At 48.9% G+C, this 18,818-nt stretch carries 13 protein-coding genes; 9 read left to right on the top strand and 4 right to left on the bottom strand.

What is annotated here, in order from left to right:
* Positions 1-6 precede the first annotated feature (6 nt).
* On the top strand, positions 7-1,146 hold the full coding sequence (locus tag HNR77_RS20000) for a toxic anion resistance protein (protein WP_184188144.1): 1,140 nt from the start codon (positions 7-9) through the stop codon (positions 1,144-1,146).
* A gap of 193 nt (positions 1,147-1,339) precedes the next feature.
* Here the strand turns inward: HNR77_RS20000 and HNR77_RS19995 are convergent, their stop codons facing one another.
* Both HNR77_RS19995 and HNR77_RS19990 read right to left on the bottom strand, forming a co-directional pair.
* The gene (locus HNR77_RS19995) at positions 1,340-2,377 is read right to left on the bottom strand and encodes a cupin domain-containing protein (protein ID WP_184188141.1); all 1,038 of its coding nucleotides are present in this window, start codon (positions 2,375-2,377) and stop codon (positions 1,340-1,342) included.
* Positions 2,378-2,471: 94 nt separating this feature from the next.
* Entirely contained in the window at positions 2,472-3,062 is a 591-nt protein-coding gene (locus HNR77_RS19990) for a TetR/AcrR family transcriptional regulator (protein WP_260410706.1), read from the bottom strand.
* A 189-nt stretch (positions 3,063-3,251) separates the two neighbouring features.
* Between HNR77_RS19990 and HNR77_RS19985 the strand changes: the two genes are divergently transcribed.
* Positions 3,252-4,010 (top strand): SDR family oxidoreductase, encoded by a 759-nt coding sequence (locus HNR77_RS19985; RefSeq protein ID WP_184188138.1) that lies wholly within the window; start codon positions 3,252-3,254, stop codon positions 4,008-4,010.
* A gap of 353 nt (positions 4,011-4,363) precedes the next feature.
* Here the strand turns inward: HNR77_RS19985 and HNR77_RS19980 are convergent, their stop codons facing one another.
* Positions 4,364-5,398, bottom strand: coding sequence for a LacI family DNA-binding transcriptional regulator (locus HNR77_RS19980; RefSeq protein WP_184188291.1), 1,035 nt, complete (start codon positions 5,396-5,398; stop codon positions 4,364-4,366).
* Between the two features lie 448 nt (positions 5,399-5,846).
* Here HNR77_RS19980 and HNR77_RS19975 point away from each other — a divergent pair, with 448 nt between their 5' ends.
* From HNR77_RS19975 to HNR77_RS19960, 4 genes are all read left to right on the top strand, one after another.
* Positions 5,847-7,136 (top strand): sugar ABC transporter substrate-binding protein, encoded by a 1,290-nt coding sequence (locus HNR77_RS19975; RefSeq protein WP_184188136.1) that lies wholly within the window; start codon positions 5,847-5,849, stop codon positions 7,134-7,136.
* A gap of 91 nt (positions 7,137-7,227) precedes the next feature.
* The gene (locus HNR77_RS19970) at positions 7,228-8,583 is read left to right on the top strand and encodes a carbohydrate ABC transporter permease (protein ID WP_184188133.1); all 1,356 of its coding nucleotides are present in this window, start codon (positions 7,228-7,230) and stop codon (positions 8,581-8,583) included.
* Entirely contained in the window at positions 8,580-9,416 is an 837-nt protein-coding gene (locus HNR77_RS19965) for a sugar ABC transporter permease (protein WP_184188131.1), read from the top strand. The genes HNR77_RS19970 and HNR77_RS19965 overlap by 4 nt, the downstream gene beginning before the upstream one ends.
* 233 nt (positions 9,417-9,649) lie before the next feature.
* Positions 9,650-10,936 carry an MFS transporter gene (locus tag HNR77_RS19960; protein ID WP_184188128.1) on the top strand — a complete coding sequence of 429 codons (1,287 nt, stop codon included), beginning with the start codon at positions 9,650-9,652 and terminating at the stop codon, positions 10,934-10,936.
* A gap of 133 nt (positions 10,937-11,069) precedes the next feature.
* Here the strand turns inward: HNR77_RS19960 and HNR77_RS19955 are convergent, their stop codons facing one another.
* A complete protein-coding gene (locus HNR77_RS19955) occupies positions 11,070-13,226 on the bottom strand; it encodes an alpha-amylase family glycosyl hydrolase (RefSeq protein ID WP_184188125.1) in 2,157 nt (718 codons plus the stop codon).
* Between the two features lie 469 nt (positions 13,227-13,695).
* Between HNR77_RS19955 and HNR77_RS19950 the strand changes: the two genes are divergently transcribed.
* Genes HNR77_RS19950 through HNR77_RS19940 form a run of 3 tightly spaced genes read left to right on the top strand, consistent with a single transcriptional unit; the run spans position 13,696 to position 17,872 of the window.
* Positions 13,696-15,087 carry an alpha/beta hydrolase gene (locus HNR77_RS19950; RefSeq protein WP_184188122.1) on the top strand — a complete coding sequence of 464 codons (1,392 nt, stop codon included), beginning with the start codon at positions 13,696-13,698 and terminating at the stop codon, positions 15,085-15,087.
* On the top strand, positions 15,084-16,508 hold the full coding sequence (locus HNR77_RS19945; RefSeq protein WP_184188119.1) for a cysteine peptidase family C39 domain-containing protein: 1,425 nt from the start codon (positions 15,084-15,086) through the stop codon (positions 16,506-16,508). The genes HNR77_RS19950 and HNR77_RS19945 overlap by 4 nt, the downstream gene beginning before the upstream one ends.
* Positions 16,505-17,872: a class I adenylate-forming enzyme family protein gene (locus tag HNR77_RS19940; RefSeq protein ID WP_311768651.1), complete on the top strand. Its 1,368-nt coding sequence runs from the start codon at positions 16,505-16,507 to the stop codon at positions 17,870-17,872. Before HNR77_RS19945 ends, HNR77_RS19940 begins: the two co-directional genes overlap by 4 nt.
* Positions 17,873-18,818 lie beyond the last annotated feature (946 nt).

Here is an 18,818-nt window from a genome sequence, read left to right as displayed (position 1 = left end):
ATGCGGATGTCATTTACGATGGAGATCCCGAGCCAGAAGGAAATTCAGAAGGTGATTGAGGAAGAGATCAAACCGGTGCCCGCCGAGGTAGCGGAGCTGCAGCAGGTTGCCAGTTCCAACGTAGAGATGATCATGAACCTGGACCTGGAATCCCTGGAGAAGCGTAAAGAAATTTTGCAATCCATCGACGGCTTTGGCATGAACACGATGCGATCCTCCTCGGAGAAAAACGCGCTGCTTCAAGTCTCCGTTGGACATCTGTCCAAGACCGGAGACGAGGGCGGTCAGGTCGCCAAAGGCTTGACCGAGCTGCACATGCAACTGAAGGATCTCGACCCGAGTGTCGTCGATTTTGCCAAAACCGGCTTTCTGGGCAAGCTGTTCAACCCGCTGCGCGCGTATTTCCTCAAATACCAGAAAGCCGACGCCGTCATCGCCGACATTGTCGTTTCACTCGACAAAGGCCGCGCTACGCTGCGTAACGACAACACCACGCTGGAGATCGAGCAGCAGAGCCTGCGCGAGCTGACCAAGCGACTGCAGAAGGAGATTCAGCTGGGCATGCTGATGGACGAATCCATTGATGCCCAGATTGAGGCAGCCAAGGTACGCGGCGAAGACCCCGAGAAGGTACGTTTTATTACAGAGGAAGTGCTGTTCCCGCTCCGTCAGCGTGTGATGGATCTGCAGCAGATGCTCGTGGTGAATCAGCAGGGAATTATGGCAATTGAAGTGGTGATTCGTAACAACAAGGAACTGATCCGTGGTGTAGATCGCGCGAAAAATGTGACCATCTCGGCACTGAAGATCGCCGTTACCGTGGCCAGTGCGCTCTACAATCAGAAGATTGTGCTTCAGAAGATCGAACTGCTGAACCGCACCACCAATGATCTGATTGCCGGCACCTCCAAGATGCTGAAGGATCAGGGAACAGCCATCCAAAAGCAGGCGTATGAGGCGAGTATCTCCGTAGATACGATGAAGCAGGCCTTTGCGGATGTATTGTCTGCGCTTGACTCGATCTCGGTCTACAAGCAAGAGGCTCTGCCAAGAATGCGGGAAACGATCGGTCAGTTCCGTGAGCTGGCGGAGACCGGGGAACAGCAGATTCAGCGGCTGGAAAAAGGACAGAAGTTAGGTTTGTAATTATTATTGTTATACCCGATCATCTTAAAAACGGTTGACCCGCGATATCCGGGATCAACCGTTTTTTGTCGTTGCATAACAAAAGCCGGGAATATCCCGGCTCCAGACGTTCTACCGTATGTCCGATGCTCTTAGCGTTAAACTTCGACGAATACGAAAATTTACGGTATTCAAAGGCACCTGCTCTCTACGGTCATTTGCCTTTCTTTTGGGCTGGCGCGATGAAAACTGTATCATTAGGAAGCTGTTCTGCCTCTTCACGAGAGATGCCCAGATTTGTGGAAAGTACGTCCACCGGATTGCCTGCGATCCACTCACTGAGATCAATCGCCTCATAATGTCCGCTGTTGAAGCCGATGAGCACACGGCAGACATCATCACCCGTATTTTTGATGTAGTGACCCGCACCCATCGGAGCATAACCCACATCCCCGGCTTCGAACTGCTCGGTTACGGCCTGGCCTTCTGCAAGAAATACCGTCATCTCTGCGCTGCCGCTGATATAGTACTGCCACTCATCCGCATTGGGGTGCCAGTGCAGTTCACGCAGGGCGCCTGGTTGCAGCTCAATGAGTGATCCGGCCATCGTCGTGGAGATCGGGAAGTCTTCCACGGTTACCGTACGCTGGGTACCGCCGCCTGGTGCCCGGCGCGGCTGTTTGGCGTGCAAAGGGTAACGGTGAGGGGTGGTCAGTTCGGAGTTACGGCGATAAGTTGCTGAGGAGGAGCTGTCATCCGGCACAGGACCTTTGGCAAAATAGGCTTCCCCCTGATTGAGCTTGGCTGCTTGCTCGAGGGATATACCAAGGTTCTGAGCAACAACGGCGTCTGGTGTCTGAGTCAGAAAGTCGGTAATGCTGAACGTGTGATCCTCCGAGAAATCTCCATTGTCAAAAATTAAAATGAAGTGGCATTCATCCGGTCCGAGACCCTGAATGGAATGACCGTATCCACGCGGGAAATACCATACATCTCCGGGTTCGAAGGTATCTGTATACGCATGCCCATCGGGATGAATAACCGTTGTGCGGCAGGAACCGCTGATGACGTACGCCCACTCGGCCGCGTTCGCATGCCAGTGCAGTTCGCGCATGCCGCCTGGTTCCAGGCGCATGGACACTCCCGCAATACCGATGGATGCGGGGAAGTCATGAACCGAGGCTCCGCGGGTGATGCCGCCGGGACCGGTACGGGGTTCTTTTTGCTCAAGACGATACTTGAAAGATTTCATCATCATTCCTCCTGCTTCAAATTTTAATTTACGAGACAATGTGTAAATAATTGAATAATAACTATGTTATTATACCCATATTTTGAGAAATTATTCAATTTTTTAATCGTTGTGCGGGCGTGTAATGAATAATTTTGAACAACTCTTCCGCCATATAGGCAGGACTGTGTTTGAAATCCTGTCTGATCCACTCCATGATCATGCCAAATATGGCATGAGACTGATAACTTGCAAGCAGTTCCGGGTTAATATGCGGAGGGAATATATGATTCAGATCCTGCAAAGACAGATCACGCAGTACATCACAGATCATACGCTGAAAGCTGGACGATGCTTCGGATTGCACAACGAGTGAGTAGAATTGGGCGTGCTGATGCACATGTTCGAAGATGGTAATGGCGGAAGAGGGCATCCGATCCACATGAAATTCTTTTAAACCTTCGTAAGGCTTGCGGAATGAGGTCACCAGATCCTCAGTCACATCATGCAGGATTTCGTTGAACAGATCTTCCTTGTATTGATAATGTCTGTAAAAGGTTCCCCGATTCAGGTCAGCTTGCTGCACGATATCGGAGATGGAGATTTCCTTGAAAGTATTCTTTTGCATCAAATGAAGGAGGGCTTCCTTCAGTGCAGCTTTGGATTTTCGGATTCTTCGATCCATTACTTCTGATGTTTCGGGCATTGGAATTCCTCCCTGGGATATTCATAAAAATAACGTACAAACAGGTCATAACCTGTTGTTTAACGTACAAAGGGATAGACTTTTACTGATTGTATCGAAAAGCTATGACTTATTATACTAAGGATAAGAGATAATGAACATTTGTTTGTTATCTTTATGAAAACGAATACATCGAAGGAGGAATAAAAAATGAAACTTCAAGATAAAGTGGCTATTGTCACAGGTGCAGGATCGGGGATGGGGAAGGCTATTGCCACGCTGTATGCGCAAGAAGGGGCCAGAGTGGTTGTTTCTGATATTAACGAAGAAGCTGCACAGGCTGTCGTTCAAGAGATTCAGGCAAACGGCGGAGAAGCATCTGTGCTTCTGGCGAACGTAGCCAAAGAGGAGGATGTACAGCAACTCATTGATCAAACCGTAAGCAAATATGGTACGGTTGATATTCTGGTCAACAATGCGGGCATTATGGACGGAATGGAGCCGGCTGCGGATATTACGGATGAGCGGTGGGAAAAAGTATTTGCTGTGAATACAACAAGTGTCATGCGTACAACACGAAAAGTATTGCCGATCTTCCTGGAGAAACAGCAAGGAGTTATTGTGAATATCGCTTCAGCGGGTGGCCTGCACGGTGGACGGGCAGGAGGCGCATATACGGCATCCAAGCATGCTGTGGTGGGCTTTACCAAAAATACAGGATACATGTATGCCGAGCAAGGCATTCGTTGTAATGCCATTGCACCGGGAGCGGTTGCGACCAACATCGGCGCATCCATGACGGGCATTAACCCGTTTGGTGCAGGACGACAGCAGCAGGGGATGGCAATCAACCCACGGGTAGGAACGAGCGAAGAGATTGCCAAAGTGGCTTTGTTCCTCGGATCGGACGAGTCCAGTTTTGTTAACGGTACCGTAATTACGGCTGACGCTGGCTGGAGTTCTTACTAGGGCGTGTCTTGACCTGCTGAAGTGCATCTTTTATCCCCTTTTCGCCCCCTGCTACGTCACTTTCCCTTGACTTGCCCCGGCACGTCTGCGAGAAACTTCCTTGCTGGGAACGAAAATTCGGAAAAATCTGCTATCTTCAGAGTTTTCAGACATGCCCTAAATTGGACGAGGGTTCATGAGTCGTAAAAATAAGGTAACAAAAGAAGCCGTATTATTGCGGCTTCTTTGTCATTCACATTGTCATTATCTTTATCTCAGGCATGTGCCCAAAGCTTCTTTTTACAACATTTCAGTTCGGATAAAAGGACACTGGGACAAACGTTTGCATTGTCACAAAAAAGTGAGTAGAGCGCTTAACTCAGGGAAGGCTTTGCCTTCAAATATAGCGAAGATTCACGCACAATCAGGCGGTGGGGGATAATCACCGGGTTCTGAGTGAGAGGTTCATTGCCAAGAATTTTGAGCAAGACCTGAACCGCGGTATAACCCAGTTGATATGTTCCTATATCAATGGAGCTGAGAGGAGGGGAAGCAAGTTCGGACAAAGCAATATTGTTAAAGCTGACCACGCTGATGTCCTCAGGCACCTGATATCCAAGCTCCGCGAGCGCCCTTAACACACCAAAGGCAACATTATCATCAATGACCACAATGGCCGTGGGTCTGTCGGGCAGAGACATGAACAGGGACATAGCCCGGAAGCCGCTTTCCTGCAGAAATTCACCCTCTACGATCCAGTCGTTATTAGCCGTCAGTCCGGATTCATCAAGAGCCTTCCGGTATCCACGCATGCGATCATGCGATAACGTAATATCCGGCGGGCCGCTCACAAAGCCAATGCGTGTGTGCCCCTGTGCGATCAGATGCTGCGTTGCATCATATGCGGTCTGCACATTGTCGTTGTCCACCATCGGTGCATTGGGGTGAGTTTCACTTCGGCCAATGAGCACAAAAGGGAATTTTTCCTCTTCCAAAAAAGTAATGATCGGATCATCCCGTTTGGAGCCTAGCAGCAGAATGCCATCTACCCTGCGCCCGTGCACAAGTCGGGAAATCGCCTGTAATTCATCATCGGAAGAAGTCTCCGTAGACAGCAGCAATTCATAGTTGTTACGAGTCGCATGAGTAATAATGCCTCGCAGAAGCTCTCCGAAGAAATAATTTTGAAAAAGCTCCTCCGCAGGACGGGGCAGCATAATGCCAAGCGTTTGCGTGGTTTTGGATACAAGGCTTTTTGCCATCATATTGGGATGGTAATTCAGCTCTTTCATGATTTGTTTAACTTTAAGAGATGTCTCCGTACTGATTCTGGGATGGCCTGAGATCACCCGTGACACTGTAGAAGGGGAAACACCCGCCAGTTTGGCAATATCCTTGATCGTAATCATGTCAAAAACCCCTTCTGATTCAATCATTTCAACATTCTCCTATGGTAATGCAAAGGGTACCAGAAATCAATTCTTAACTATATGACCCAGAATGCAAGCAGAGCAAAATAAAGGAAGAAAGAGCTAGATCAAGCAAACAGGAAATTACTGTGAACAGAATTCAGGATATGGTTAAATTTGAAGTAATACAGCTTGTGCAAACGTTTGTACAAATAAAGTTCAGTGTTGTATGATGTGGAAGATATTATAGCGCTTACATCATGGTTTTACATACTTTTCAACTGGATTTCCCCTACATATTGGATATTGAAACGATTATGTCTTCCATTTTGGGCAAACGTTTGTACAACAGTTCACATGGGACACATATCCTGACAATGTACGCCGTTTAAAGGGTGAAAAGCGCGATTTTTTTTGAACCACGCAGAGGGAAAGGGGACAATTTTACATGAGAAAATGGCAAGGTGCAGTATTGTCTATCGGAATGGCGTTTACACTGGCTGCATGCTCTACCGGGGGAGGGGGCAGTTCTTCTCCCGCAGCGCCTGGTGATAATCCAGAGGAGGAAGTTCAGTTGACCGCAGAGAACCTCCAGCCGGAGGAGGGCGCAACACTGGTGATCTGGGAGGACAAAAATCAGAGCAGCTTCATTGAGCAGCGTGTCAAAAAGTTCGAAGAAAAGTACGGTGTCACCGTCAAAATGGAGGAACTGCCCCCAACCGATCAGGTCACTAAACTGACCACGGATGGTCCAGCCGGACTTGCCGCAGATGTGGTCGTTTTTCCGCATGACAAGATTGGTAGTGCCTCGGAAGCGGGACTTATTCTGCCCAATGATATCTTTGAAGCTGAGACTGCAGCCAATACCAGCGAGAATGCGCTGAAAGCCGTGACGTTCAAAGACATTTTGTACGGATATCCGTACAGCGTGGAGACGTACGCCCTTTTTTATAACAAAGCATTAGTTCCAGAGGCTCCAAAAGATTTTAATGAAATTATCGATTTTGCCAAAACGTTCAACAACACCAAGTCCAATCAGTATGCGCTGATGTGGGAGCTTCAGCAGTTCTATTACAACTACGCTTTCCTGGCTTCTCAAGGCGGCTATATCTTTGGGGACAACGGCATGGATAGCGGTGATCTCGGTTTGAATAACGAAGGTGCCCAGAAGGGCGGAGAGTTCCTGCAAAGGCTGAAAGCCGAAGTGCTGCCGCTCAAAATGGGAGATGTGAACTACGATATCAAAAAAGGGCTGTTCTCCAGCGGCAAGCTGGCCATGGATATTAACGGACCTTGGACCATTGCCGACTATCGTACCGCCGGAATCGATTTTGGAGTTGCACCGCTTCCAGCCATTGATGGCAAGCCCATGACCTCCTTCTCGGGTGTTAAAGCCTATTACGTCAATGCGTTTACCCAATACCCGAATGCCTCCAAGCTGCTGGCCGCGTTCCTCTCGAACGAAGAAGCCCAGATGGAGAACTTTGATATGAACGGAACCCTTCCAGCGAACAAAAATGTGGCAGCCGATGCCAAAGTACAGGAAGACCCGATCAATAAAGCGTTCCTTGAGCAATTCAACAACTCGACACCAATGCCTTCGCTTCCTGCGATGGACAGTGTTTGGGGGCCAATAACATCAGCCATCACCGATATCTGGGACAGCGGTAAGGATGTGAAGGCTTCTCTCGACAATGCTGTGAAGCAGATTAAGGAGAGTCTGGCGACGGTGCAATAACGAGGGAATAACGCTTCATGCAAAACATCAATTTTAACCAGCCTGTGAAAGACTCCAACTGGATAATGAATGGTAAGAGAGGAGAGAGCACATGCAACAACAGCATGTCCCGGTGTCTGCTCAGCCCGGCAGGGAAAAGCAGCACCGGATGACAGCGGCCATATGCTCCATCATATTGCAGGGTCTGGGACAGTTATACAATCGGCAGTGGATTAAAGGCATTGTTCTATTGCTGCTGGAGGGAGCAGGGCTTGCGTACCTGCTTCCGCGGTTGTCCCATGCGGTATGGGGAATATGGACACTGGGGGAAAATACACAGCGTTTTGTCAAAGTGAATGGTTCGACAGTGCTTCAAAAGGGAGACCATTCCATCTTTTTGCTGCTTGACGGAATCATCGTGTTGCTCGTCTTTTTTGTGTTTGTACTTGTTTATATTTTGAATATTCGTGACGCCTATCTGACTGGACTTGCAAGAGAGCAGGGTAAACCGACGCTTGGAGCCGCGGCAACGATGCGCAATCTGATGGACCGAAACTTTCCGTATCTGTTTCTGTCGATCCCGGCCCTTGGTGTTCTGTTTTTTACCATCATGCCCATTCTGTTTACGGTGACGATTGCGTTTACCAACTATTCGGCACCAGACCACATTCCTCCGGCGAAGCTGGTCGATTGGGTCGGATTCAAAACGTTCACCGATCTCATTCAGCTCAAATCCTGGAGCCAGACATTTTACGGTGTGCTGACCTGGACGGTCATCTGGGCCGTTTTGGCTACGGTCACCACCTATTTCGGCGGTGTGTTGGTAGCTTTGCTCATTGAGCAGCAGGGTATCCGTTTCAAAAAGCTGTGGCGTACTATTTTCATTTTGCCGTATGCCATTCCACAAATTATCTCTTTGCTGCTGATGCGTAACCTGTTCAACGGTCAGTTTGGACCGATCAATACGTACATGCGAGCGTTCGGTCTGGAAGGATTGCCATGGCTGACTGATCCGTTCTGGGCCAAGGTAACGGTCATTGTGGTTAACATGTGGATCGGTATCCCGGTCAGCATGGTGCTGATTTTGGGTGTGCTTACGGCTATTCCGCGTGATCTGTACGAGGCAGCCGAAGTAGACGGCGCTTCTGCATTCCAGAAGTTCCGAATTATCACGATGCCGTTCATTTTGTTTGCCACGACACCGGTGCTGATCATGCAGTTTGCCGGAAACTTCAACAACTTCAACGTCATCTTCCTGTTAACAAACGGGAACCCGCTTCGCGGCGACTATCAGTACGCGGGGGCCACGGATTTGCTGGTAACCTGGCTCTACAAGCTTACGCTGGATAATAACAAATTCAACATGGCTTCCGCGGTAGGCATCATCATCTTCCTGATTATCGCTTCCTTCTCCATCTGGAATTTCCGCCGCTCCAAATCATTCAAGGAGGAGGACATGATTCAATGAAAAAAAGCAACAATCCGATTCGTTTGACGCTCAGCTACGTGCTTTTAGTGATCATTGCTGTTGTATCCATCTATCCTGTTCTGTGGATTTTTCTGTCGTCCCTGCGTCCAGGCGCGGCATTGTTCAGTGAACGTTTATGGCCGGAAAGCTTCACGCTGTCCCATTACGGAGAGCTGTTCAACAATCCTTCCTTTATGTACGGCAGATGGTATATGAATACACTGAAAATCGCGTTCTTCACGATGATTTTCTCTACATTAATGGTAACGCTGGGTATGTACGCGTTGTCCAGGTTCCGTTTTCGGGGGCGCAAAACGATTCTGTCCACGATGCTCATTCTGGGCATGTTTCCAAGCTTTATGAGCATGATTGCCATTTATATTATTTTGCTGCAAATCAAATTGCTGGACACACATGCTGCGCTTATTCTGGTCTATTCCTCGGGCGCGGTGCTGGGTGGGTTCATCGTCAAAGGTTTCTTTGACACCATTCCGCGCAGCCTGGATGAAGCAGCCCGAATCGATGGTGCAAGCCATCTGCGTGTGTTCACCAGCATCATCCTGCCGTTATCCAAGCCGATGCTGACGTATGTTGCATTAACCAGCTTCACGGGGGCATGGATGGATTTTATTTTTGCCCGGCTCGTGCTGCGCACCAAGGAGAACTGGACCCTTGCGGTGGGCATGTGGGATCTGGTTAACCGATATCAGGACAGCAACTTCACGATGTTTGCTGCGGGCGCTGTGCTGATTGCTATTCCGATTACTCTGCTGTTTGTGTTCCTGCAGCGTTTCCTCGTTCAGGGGCTGACAACAGGGGCGTCCAAAGGGTGAAATTATATTACATCGTGCCAAGAACAGCATAATCAGCCGCATTATGGACGAGATGAGCCACTCTTGCGGCATCTCAACCAGGCACTTCCGCAACGTCATGTCTTTATCGACTGGCCACGTTCGGAAGTGTCTGCTTCTACATACAGCTGCTGATGCTAGGATTCATAATTCAGGATTCGATTAAGGCGTTCTTGTTCAGCACTTCTCATGAAGAAAAAGGAGGAACGTGATGTATGAGCATGAACCCTTCCAGTGAGCCTGAAGCTGCAGCCTATCCAGGCGGACAAGCTATGCTACAAAGCAGTGAAGCTCCGCGAACGCTGTGGCGCAACAAGACGTTTCGCAGAATTCTGTACGGTTACGGCATATCTGTTTTTGGCGACTGCTTTAACAGCATTGCGATCAGTCTGTGGGTGTTACAGACAACAGGCAGTGCAAAAAGCATGGCTGCTGTGCAGATTTGTAATATGTTAGTCAGCTTTTTATTTGGATCTGTGGCAGGGACGGTAGCCGATCGATTGGACCGAAGAAAGCTGATGCTTGCTTCCGATGTGTTTCGCGGTGTGATGGCTTTGCTGATTGCGGTTAGCCTATTCAACTGGCAGGCGCCTTTTTCTGTGTTGTTGTTATTGCTTTCTTTATCCATGTTTTCAAGTCTGTTTCAAGCACCCGCATTTCACGCTTCCGTTGCGAGTATGGTCGGCAAACAGCACATCCAGCAAGCAACGGGTACGATACATCTGGTGGACAATCTGGCTCGCATTAGTGGTTTGGCTGCTGCTGGTGTTGCGGTAGCTGCCTTTGGCGGTTTTATCGCCATCCTGATCACGGGGGCCACGTTCCTGTTGTCTGCCATCTGTGTGCTGCTGGCGGGGCGTTTTCCACAGGTCATCCGTGCTAACAGTGAACCGAAAACTTTTGCACAGGAGTGGCGTCATTCATTTACTTACATCTATCGCAGCCCGCTTATTCGTTCGATTGTGTTATTTAATCCGCTGCTTCTTCTCTTTTTTATGTCAGCCATGATGCTTATACAGGTGATGGCCGTTAATGTATGGAGGGCAAACGCCGTTCAATTTGGTTTGATCGAGACGTGTATACCGCTGGGGTACATGATTGGATCAGGGGTGTTGATTGCTTCGGGGAAAAGATTGAAACATCGCGGACGCTGGGTCTTTATTGGACTGCTTGTGTTAGGGCCTGTCTATATGCTGCTGGCTAATGTATCCTCACCTCTTATGGCGTTGCCGCTTATCATTGGCGGTGGTGCTATGTTTGCTTGCTGTACCATGCTCACCCAGATCATGCTGCGCACAGCCGTGCCGGATGAGATGCAGGGCAGCGTTTATGGTGTCGTTGGCACTATTACGAGTACAGCGCCGATTCTGGGGCTGACGGTGGTCTCGATTTTTGCGGATCAATGGGGTGCCGCTACTGTCTTGGAAGGCGTAGGTATGATGTTGCTTGCGACGGGCATCGTTGCTATAACAACCTTAAAATCTATACGTACGTACACATAGATATTCACACAGATTTAAAGTGAAGGCTCAGCATGGATATGGTGATGATCACACACAGCAAAACCCGGAGCTTACGTTGCATTGCTGCATGCGTGTACTCCGGGTTAGCTTGTGGATCAAATATTTGCAGCCCTTACTGCCAGTTCACCGTGACGGTGGCTGTCCCGCTTGCTGGAGCGGTGAAAGTGTGGTTGGAGCCGCCCTCCCATGTAATCGTCGATCCATTTTTCTTGAAGAACTTGAATTCCAGTGGTTTGCCTGCCGGTACGCTGACATCATAGTACCAGGTCGGGTACTGCTGAATGACCTGATTAAATGCAGGTCCAATGGCAGTGGAACCCGTGCTCCAGTTACCCAACTCGGCTACGTTTCCTGTCAGATAGATGTTCTGTCCAAGCGTTGTGGTAGCATTGTTCACAACAAAGCGAACGGTAACCTGATCTCCGGTGAGGATGGTGAAATTGTTATAGGCATTGCTGTTTACTCCGTTCGCAGCTACTTTGACAGCATAGTTTCCTGCAGCTACGGAAGGAATCGTTACTTTAATCTGTGTATCCTCCCAAGATGTAATCGCTGCTCCGGTAACGGCTGTGGTGCCAAAGTACACCGTGCCTTTCGTGGAACCGAATCCGCGGCCGTCAATCGTCACCACATTATCTGGTTTACCCATGACCGGACCAACATGGCCGATGGTTGGTGTCGTTTCGGCTGTTGTGTATTGCCATACTGCCGTTGCGCCCGCAGCGAGAGTGAAGTTGTTAATGCTGCCGTTTGTGGAGGTAATGGTGTTTCCGTTCAGCGCGCCGCCCAGAACATCGGTGTACGAGCCTGTAGGCAGGGAAGTGCTCAGCCCTGTAACGTTCGCTGGTGTGGAGAGGTTACGGTTAACCGCAACAACGGCTACACTCTTGCCGAATTTGCGCTCATAAATGTATACATCATTGTTAATCCAGCGCTGCTGCGTGGAGCCGTAGGCAATGGCCGGATTGGATTTGCGCAGAGGCGCGAGTTTGCTGATGACGTTAAATGCTGTAGTGGATTTGGAGAATGAAGGCATCTTGGCCCGGTTATCCGGATCGCCGTTCCCCGTCAAATACTGTTCTGTACCATAGTAAATGGCAGGCACACCACGTGAAGTTAACGTAAAGGCCAAAGCCTGCTCCAGGCGGCGGTTGTTGACTGCACTTGTTTTGAAACGATCCATGTCATGGTTATCGATGAACGTCACCTGATCGTTCACTTGGTTGTAATCCGTAGCCGTACTGTTAATCATGGAATCCAGAGCGTACATGTTGGATGTGTTATCACGGAACACATTACGCACCGCCGCATTGAAGCGGAAGTCGAGCAGGCTCATGCCAGATTTGTTAGCAAAGTCTGTGTTATCTGCATCAGCTGCAGCTGATCCCAGGAACCATTCACCAAAAGTGAACACCGGTTTATGTGCGTAGATGGAGGACATCCAGCTCTTTTGCCAACCGAGAGGCATATGCTTCACCGCATCCACCCGAATGCCGTCAACGCCCATATCAAGCCACAGTTTGATGGCATCTTTGAAGTATTTGTCGATGGTCGCATTATTGTGGTTAAAATCAGCCAGGTCGTACAGGTTTTTGTAGATGCCGTTCTCCAGGGAAGAGAAGTCGGAGCCGCCGTTGTGATGGAAATAGCCATTGGTATCGTTGGTGTATCCACCTACCAGTGTACCGTTATCATACAGCTTGCCGTTTTCGGCAAAAGATGTGTCCGTTTCCATCGCTGGAGAGGTATGGTTCGGTGCAAAGTCAATGACAATCTTGATGCCTTTGGCATGAGCGGTCGTAATCAGGTTTTGAAAATCGGCCATCGTACCGAAGTACGGATTTGTCTTTTTAAAGTCCCGGGCCCAATAGCCATGGTAGGCTGTATTGGTTACACCGCTATAGTTGATCGTGGCGAAAATATTTTCGACAGGCTGGGAAATCCACAATGCGGTGACACCCAGATCACTGAAATAGTTATCATTGATTTTGTTGATTAACCCTTGCCAGTCTCCGCCGCAGTACAGCTTCAAATTGCTGCATGTCGCATCATAAGCGGCTCCGGTAGGGTTGTTGGAGGGATTGCCGTCCAAAAAGCGATCCGTAAACACTTGGTAAATTACGTCCGTGCTGAAGCTTTGCTTGTTGGTTACAGCGGTGTCCGGATCGGCGTATACAGCAGAAGCTGGCAAGAACGGCAGGGCGCTGCCGGCAAGCAAGCCGAGAGTCAGTGTAGTGCTGAGGAATGCGCGTTTGGCCATTTGAAACATGGTAATCCACCCTTCGTGAATATCGTATTTTTGAATAATAAGGAAGAGGATATGAATTATAGCGCTTACAAAAAGTATCCTAAGTTAGTTAATCAGAGCAAACCTCCTTTTAGAAGCACACGTCAAAAGCCCCGGCATCTCCTTGGGGAGTTACCGGGGTTGTCTTAAACCGCTGAGGTTTAATGAGCATGGCCCTCGAGTTATCATCACATCGCTATCGTAAGAAAATTTGGGTTTTATGTCAATAACTTTTTTCTGAGCATTTTTTTTCTATTTTCATATTTACAAAAGTACCCCACTCGATTTAAACTATTCGCATATTCACCCCAATTAAAGGGCAATGCATCCCGGGTTCAGTTTGCTTGTCCGACTGACATATCCGGGACAACCCCGTCTCTTCTGAGGCGGGGTTGTTTGTTGTCACCTGCACGCTTCAGCAGGATACGGAAAAGAGAGGCGGTTGAAGGCAGTGAAGACACAATCAGTTGTGGAGTGTCTGGAAAGCATACAGGCATCGCAGCTTGGAAACAGGCGTAACATCTACGTGTATCTCCCGCCAGGTTACGAGGAACAGACGGAACGACATTACCCGGTGTTATACGCCCATGCCGGACAACGGGTATTCGGGCCATCCACTCCGGGAAACGAGACGTGGCAATTGGATCGAGTGGCAGATGAACTCATCTCTTCTGGTCGCATGGAGCCCATTATCATCGTTGCCATTGCACACGTTCGTCCGGTTACCCGCAACGAGTTCTACCATTACGTTGACGGTGAGCAAGAATTCCCCGGCTTGGGAGGGTCAGGAAGGGAATACGAGCATTTTATTATTCAAGAGCTTAAACCGATGATTGATCGGCGATACCGGACAAAAAGGGATAGAGATAACACGGGATTGTTGGGTTCTTCGGCCGCCGCTTTATGCAACTTGCATATCGGAATGCATCACCCAGATGTGTTTGGCAAGCTGATTATGATGTCTCCATATTTTGTGGATGCACAACTGGATGAACAAGCGGAGAACGGACTGCGGGAGAAAAACATGTACCGACTGCCGGATACCATTCCAGATGTGAAAATGTGGGTGGATATCGGAGACACCGAAGGATTGTTCCTGCCCGAACAGGTGAGAAGGGTCGTACAGGAGATGCTGGAACGGGGAGCGGTTGAGACAAAGCTGGCTTACTTCGAACAGCCGGATGCTTGCCATCAGGAAGCCGATTGGGGAGCACGTGTGCATGTACCATTGATATACATGTTCGGCCAAGAAGGGCAGCCGATTTCATTAGAGCTGTATGGCAGAACTGTCATCGGGCTGAAAGGCGGGATGCAGGTAAGGGTTCAGGCACGGCTCCAGTATGATAATGGTCTAAGTCAGACGTTGCTAACCGGAAAGTATGTTTCAAGTCATCCCGAAGTTCTTCAGGTTCTTGCAGATGGTACGCTGATTCCTCATGCCACAGGTAGTGCAACCATCACATTGCAAGTTGGAGAGCTGGCGGCAGCACGAGATTACAGTGTTATACCTGAACTAACTCCCGTTGTACAGGTCTGTATGCAGGCTGAGCTCGCATCCGGATTCACAGCATCGGAGCAACAGGAGAAATTCATCTACGGCGGAATGGGCATGAAGCTCATGCATGTAGGTGATGATCACTACGAAGGCTGTTACTGCATTCCAAGAGACAGTGGCTTCTCCTTCCGTTTTACGCGTGGTTTTCGGCAATTTGAGACCGATCTGGATGGCCATCCCATAGCCAATCGAGTATTTCGAGCGACTGAAAATCGATCTCTTCACTATCATATCCAGGCTTGGGGCAGTACGTCTGCCAAAGCAGAAACAGGAGGCTCCCCCAAATGATCATCCATTCATTCGATCCAATACTGGACATCCCCTATTATTATCCATGCAACTTCCCTCTGATTCACGAAGTGCTTCAGCGGCAGGGCTCCATGTCAAGTCTGGCCATGTTGGCTGCCAGCCGCTTATATAGCTTGCCGTCATGCGAAGATAACGGCTTGGTCAAGACGTATTTTCACAAGCTGGGTTACGACGAACCGATCTGGAAGATGAATGACCAGCGGGAGCTGGGCAGCTTTGAGGAAGGAAAAATGCAGATTCAGCGGCAGCTGGAAGCGGGCAGACTTTTTTTGGCGACAGGTACCAGCTATCATCTGCCGTATTGCGACGATTATCACAACCCTGAGTATATTAACAAACATGTTAAACCAGGCTCACGGCATTATCTGGTCGACCATTGGCTTGCGGTGTACGGTATGGATGAAGATCACATGTACGTCTATGATCCGGTTTTTTATAAGTTTAAAGGCAAGGTAGATCATGCGGCTTTTCATGATTTTTGGCGAGGCCATCCGGCGATGCCTGAACTTGCAGGTGTGAAGCAGAGGGAAGTTCTGCGTACCTATGGCGCGACGGACATTCAGGCAAAAGTTCTGCTGGATTTGCAGGGTTACCAAGAGATGCTGGCTCAAGCACTGACTACTCAGGTGCATGAATTTTTGACAGGCAGAACGGTCACGGAGGGCGCGCGGCGTTTTTATTTTGGACATGCCGTATCTACGAGTTTGGTCGATGCGCTGGAAGGAAACACGGGAGGAGATACGGAGAGCGAAGCACGATTTTCGAGTCTGCTTTTTGATATGCGGTGGAGTCGTTATTATTTCAGGGATGTGCTCAAGGAGTCGGCCCAATGGCTGGGTGCATCGCTCGATCAGTATGCCAAAGCGTATGAGAGTATCATTCTCCGGTGGGAAAAGGCGAATAACCTGTTTCAGGTAGGGCGGATGAAGCGGCGCGAAGGGTGGAAAACACAGTTGTCAGACATCGTGCAAGGGCTGGTCGCTGATGAATGGCACTGGTATGAGTCATTAAGACGAGCACTGCCTCAAGCTTCTACATATCCAAGGCAATCCGGAGTGGTTTTAGACAATGAAAATGAACACAAGGCAGCCCTGCTGCGCATTGTACTAGATAGCTGCCGGGAATTAAATGCGTATCATAACACATTCATTGCCTTGGATGAGGGCGGTAATGCTCCCTTATATGGTCGGGATGGACGACTGAATTCATTGGAACTGGTGTCTTTACTAGCTGTGGTGGAGCAGGGCATTGAAGAGCATTGGGGAAAAGGTCTGGGGAACGCTCTCGCCGAGATTGCCGCTGCTTCCTTGCCTGAAAGCCCGTATCAGACGGTAGGCTCGCTAGTGAATTATATTGCACAGCAGTGGATGGGTGGCAGTGATGAGGAGGGTGTGAGGTGATTGATTTTTTGCTAGAGCGATTTGCTGCTCACGGACAACACCCGGCGTTCATTATGGGGGATCAAGAGTACAGCTACGACTGGTTGGTTGACCAGATTTATCTCATGGGAGAATGGATCGGAAGAGAGGGGATATCGGGGCAGGTTGTCACACTGGAAGAGGACTATTCTCCTTATGCAGCATCGGCAATGCTGGCCTTGCTGGGAGCAGGGTGCATTGTGCTTCCGATCGATCGAAATTTGGTCGAAGCGAAACGGGACGAGTATGTAAAGCTGGCACATGTAGCTGTGCGCTTGGGGGTATACGCTGGCAGGCTCGTTGCAAGACAAAGGTGCGAGTCTCATGAAGAAGCGATGCCATCCATTTTGACTGAATTGGGAATGGAGCAGATTGGTGGGTTGGTTCTGTTCTCCTCAGGCTCTACGGGCGTGAGCAAAGCGACGGTTCACCGGGCAGACCGGTTGTTACAGTCCTTTCGACGGCAGGTGCGTCCTTTGCGGACCATACCCTTTATGATGTTTGATCATATCGGCGGGGTGAACACAATGCTGCAATCCCTGTCCAGCGGCGGATGTCTGTGTATTGTGGCGGATCGCACTCCAGAGGAAGTGTGCCGAACGATTGAGAAACATCGCGTACAGGCACTGCCTGTCTCCCCGACATTTATGAATCTGCTGCTTCTGGGAAAACAAGATGAAACGTATGATCTGTCGAGTCTGGAAGTAGTCTCCTATGGTTCGGAAGTGATGCCCGAATCAGTTCTGACAGCCTGGACTCGGCGCTTTCCGTGGATCAGAACCATTCAGGCCTACGGGATGTCGGAATTAGGCATTTTGCCGACACGTTCCAAAGAGCCGGGATCTCTGTTATTTTCCATTCAGGATGATGAGGTGAAGTGCCGGGTAGTGGACGGTGAATTGCAGATCCATACCGCAACGGCAATGATCGGTTACCTGAATGCGGCATCTCCTTTTACAGAAGACGGTTGGCTGCGAACGGGAGACGAGGCTATGGTGGAGGACGGATATATCCGCATTCTGGGCCGTCGTTCCGAGATCATTAATGTAGGTGGCTGGAAGGTATACCCCGCTGAAGTCGAGAGTGTGCTGGAAGAGATGGATTGCATTGAGGCTGCGGTGGTCACTGGCGAGGTGAGCGGCATCACAGGGCAACAGGTGAAAGTTGCCATTCGACTTGCAAAGCCGTGTTCATTAGCCGAACTGCGCCGTGCCGTTTGGGCTTATTGCCGGGATAAGCTGCCTGCATATAAAATTCCACAGAAAATCGTTGTCACCGAGGAAGAACTGGTTAGTACGCGTATGAAAAAGGTCAGAAAGCCAGTATCCTCAGTGGATCAGGGATAAGTAAATTGTACAGGGGAGAGTAGGGAAGAGTCGCTACGGCATCCTGACTAAATCGTCTGATCCATTCTCGATTCAATCAAAACAAGCTTACAAAATCTAAGAATTCAACAAAAATCCATAAATCTAAGGATGAACCCAAGAACGCATAATTCAAATGGATATGCGTTCATTGGGGTTCCTGCAGCGATAGGAGTTAAGAGAAGTAACTCAAATGGACAAAAATAAAATGAAGTAACGTAAAATGAAGTGAAGTGAGTAAAGAAAAACAACGAAAACGAAGTAAAACAAATAAATAATAAATAAAACAAAGTAAAACAAAGGGAAGCGAAGAAATCTAATCAATCACCTGTGTAACTCAACAATTCAATGAATTCAATTAACGTCCTTGTCAAACTAACAACCAAGCACAGTAGACCATCGCAACAAAACCACCGAGACCACTAAACACACTAGAACTACATTGAGCACACAACGACACCACGAAAGGAATACCGTTAAGCCCATAAACAAACCACCAAAGGCAAAATCGGGCTGCACTCAATCACGAAAGGAGCTACATCTCCAATCAAGTAACTTATCTACTAACTTATCAACCAGGAACACCAACCACGGACACCAACTACGAACTACCGACCACGAACTACCAACCACGAACCACGAACCACGAACCACGAACCACCAACCAACCAACCAACTTATCAACCAATCAACCAATCAATTAAAAATCCAATAACCCAATAACCCTAATATCCTCATCAAATCTAGTAACTCCCAATAACCTTCAATAAACGGAATGACTCATTTACACCAGCAAATATGTTCTTTAAATTTTGAATTCAACTCAATTCAGAGTCTAGATCAGAGTCCAGATCTAACTTCCATTTTTTAACGATCCCCAGAAGCCTTATTTGGGGCAAATGAAGGCTTCTAAAATTCTAACGATCCC

Origin of the sequence: Paenibacillus sp. JGP012 (assembly GCF_014203995.1) — a bacterium.
In the GTDB taxonomy this organism is placed as follows: Bacteria; Bacillota; Bacilli; order Paenibacillales; family Paenibacillaceae; genus Paenibacillus; species Paenibacillus silvae.
Note: the sequence above shows the minus strand (reverse complement) of the source record. Positions and strands in the feature narration are given on the sequence as shown.